We start from the raw sequence: 3252 nt of genomic DNA, 5'->3' as shown, positions 1-3252 counted from the left end.
CAATACGTCCTGCAGCATCAATGGCTGTAGCACTAACTTCAAAGCGACCTGTTACAGGAGAAACAAAGGTTGCTCGTCCGAGTTCATCGAGTTCTAATGATTGACCATTAACAGCAACAGAAAGATGGGTAATATCAGTAAAACTATCCCCTAAAACACGAATAATAACGGGCTGTCCTGGAAAAGCGGGAAAACTGGGAGTTAAATCAACAATTACAGAAGGCAGGGTTGGAGTAGTTTCAACTTTAAGCAAGTTATTTTTCTCGGTCGTCTTCAGTCCATCAGAAACCCTGTAAGAAACGAGATATTCACCCTCAAGTCCAGGAGTAGGCTGGAAATTAATCACTCCAGTTTGGGGATTTAGTGTTGCACCAAAAGGAAGATTAGTAGCACTGTAGGTTAGTGTATCACCATCGAGGTCACTACCGAGCAAGGCAAAGTTCAAAGTCTCACCAAGTGCCACAATTTTCTGAGAAACGGTTAAACTGGGCGCTCGGTTAACATTATTAATATTTATTACAACTTCTTGAACATCCTTTGCACCTCCTGAGTCAGTAGCCGCAAATTTGAGGCGATAATTGCCAGCTTGAGTATAATTGGGTTTCCAGCTAAATTCACCCGTTTGAGCATTAAGAGTTGCACCTGCTGGTAAATCAGATAAACTTGAATAAGTGATGGAATCGAGATCAAGATCACCTGCCGCCAAGAAGAATTGCATGGATGTATCCTCTCGTCCCGACTGCAGAGATAAGGGAGCCAAAACAGGAGGACGGTTGCGATTGATCACTTGAACCTTAAAGTTTTGAGTACTGCTCAGATTTCCATCGCTGGCGGTGAATTGTATATTATTATAGGTGCGGGCTGCCCAGAAGCTAGGCTGCCAAGTCAACAGTCCCGTCTGGGGGTTAAGAACAGCACCCTCTGGTAAATTAGTAGCGCTATAAGTTAGTTGGTCGCCATCAACATCGGTAGCCGATAGCATTAAAGAAAGAATTTCTGTTTCAGTAACAGTCTGGTCTGGTAAAGTAGACAAAACGGGAGCATTATTAGTCTGACGCACGACCAAGTTAAAGGTTTGCTCAGTACTCAGTTTTTGTTCATTCTTACCGTTCCCGTGATCTGTTACTGTAATTGTAATAGGATGTGTTCCAAGAGCCGTTGCAGTAGGAGTCCACTGTAAGACCGCTTGCCCGTAAACAGTCGTTGGAGTTAGAATTGCCCCTTCGGGTAGTCCATTAGTACTAAATATTAGTGCTTCAAGGTCAAGATCGCTAACATTAATCGTTAATGCTACTGGAGTTCCAACCAGTACGACTTGATTACCAATGTAGCCCATTTGCGGGGCTTCATTAAGTGATTGAACCGAAACGATAAAAGTAAATTCATCCGTTTCATTAAGAGAATCAGTGGCTTTAAAACTAATAGGATAGTTCCCGCGATCTCCCATTTTAGGCGCCAGGTGTAATTTAGCTGTTCCATCCCCAAGCTCGATTAAGGTGGCAAAATCGGGTAAACCAAAACCGCCAACTCCAGTTGCCGTCAGGGTGATGGGGTGTCCATCGGGGTCGGATGCGGCTAAAATGAGATCTAAAATCTCACCACGTTGCAGAGTTTGATTGCTGATTGCTACGATTTCAGGAGAGCGATTAAGATCACGAACAATCAGAGGAACAGTAATCGTGCTTGTTTTTGGAGCTAATCCATTGCCGTTATCGGTGGCACTAAAAGTAATATTATAAGTCCCTGCCGAGGCAAAATCAGGAGTCCAACTAAAGATAGCGGTATCTGGATCAAAACTAGCCCCAAATGGTAGGTTAGAAACCGTATAAGTTACCGATGGTTCGCTACCTTCAAGTAAGGTTAACTGTCCTTCTGCCATGCGTTCTGGTGGAACGAAACCTGGATTATCGGGGTCAAAAGCAAAAGCACGGAATCGTAGAGTTTGTCCTTCAGCGATTTGCCAGTTTTCTAACGATGAGTCGAAAATGGGGGCAGCATTGGCGTTGAGAACGGTAATTTGAGTGGTTTGTGTAGTGATGTATTCAGAGTCGCTAACACTAAAGGAAATTTCGTGTATACCCGCTTGGAAGTATCCTGGTGTCCAAGTAAAGTTTCCTGTATTGGGATCAAGGAAACTACCGCCTGGCAGTAAGTTTCCATAATAACTGAGTTGTTGTCCATCAGGATCACTACCTTGAAGTTGAAGGTTAATCGAATCTCCTTCGATGATTGTTCTTTCTTTAGGACGCAATAATATAGGTTTTTGGTTACTCGGTGCAATTAAAAGGGTCGTTTTCTGGGTATTTTGCTGACTTCCATCGCTAACAATAAAGGTAACATTTTCATAAGTTCCTGATGAGACAAAATCAGGAATCCATGTTAAAGTTTGTTGAATTGGGTCAAAATTGGCACCTGATGGCAAATGGTCAGCCCAATATAAAAGTGAGCTACTCTCGGCATCAGTGGCGTTAATCGTAATAACTAAAGGTTGACCCTCTTGACCTCTAATTAAAGCAGGTAGAGGGGCAAAAACGGGTTTTTGGTTGCCACCTGCTACATTAATGGTAAAAGTTTGGGTGTTGCGACCGCCTCGGGTGTCATAAGCTTGTAAAACGACTTCGGAGATCCCTGGATTGTTAGCAGTAGGTATCCAGCTAATGATTCCAGTGACGGGATCAATGGTCATTCCCTGTGGTGCCGTATAAAGCAAGTATCCTAGAAGGCTGCCATCGGGATCTAGCGCACTAACTTGAGCCGTGTAGGGCTGTCCAATAACGGCGGTGGTGATGGGGGTTGAGGTAAAAATTGGCGCCGCATTGGCGTAAGGCAGGGTTAAGATGGCGGGTTCAAAATCAAAGCGTAGAGCATCGGGATTGTAGATGGTGACGGTGTGGTCAATAATTGATTGACCTGGGTGTAAACGACCGTCGGGGAGTTCTTGACTTAAATCAATTAAATAGTAACCGTTTTCGGTCTGGATGGCTCCCTGGGGTAATCCTGTGGCGGTAGGGGAAGGGTCGAGCAGCAAGACGAGAGGCAATTGTACGTCGTAAGCTGTTTTGTTGGTTAGAGATACGTCGAAGGAAATGGTCTGGGTGGCTCGGTCGGAACGAGTATTGATGAATTGAAGATCGACAAAGGGTGTAAAGTCGGAAACGGCGGTAAAATCGACTTGGTAAACTTGTTCTATGGCGATTCCCGCGTTGCTTTGAAGTTGGTTGGAAACTTGTAGTTCGTAATGGTCGGCTTCTA

Annotated in this window: 1 protein-coding gene; it reads right to left on the bottom strand. The window is 44.3% G+C overall.

Annotated features, from left to right (window positions below; genetic code table 11):
* Positions 1–3252: Ig domain-containing protein (locus C7H19_RS24925; RefSeq protein ID WP_146136601.1), on the bottom strand; the 3252-nt coding region annotated here is incomplete at both ends.

The organism is Aphanothece hegewaldii CCALA 016 (assembly GCF_003007785.1).
Classification (GTDB): Bacteria; Cyanobacteriota; Cyanobacteriia; order Cyanobacteriales; family Microcystaceae; genus Chroococcus; species Chroococcus hegewaldii.
Note: the sequence above shows the minus strand (reverse complement) of the source record. Positions and strands in the feature narration are given on the sequence as shown.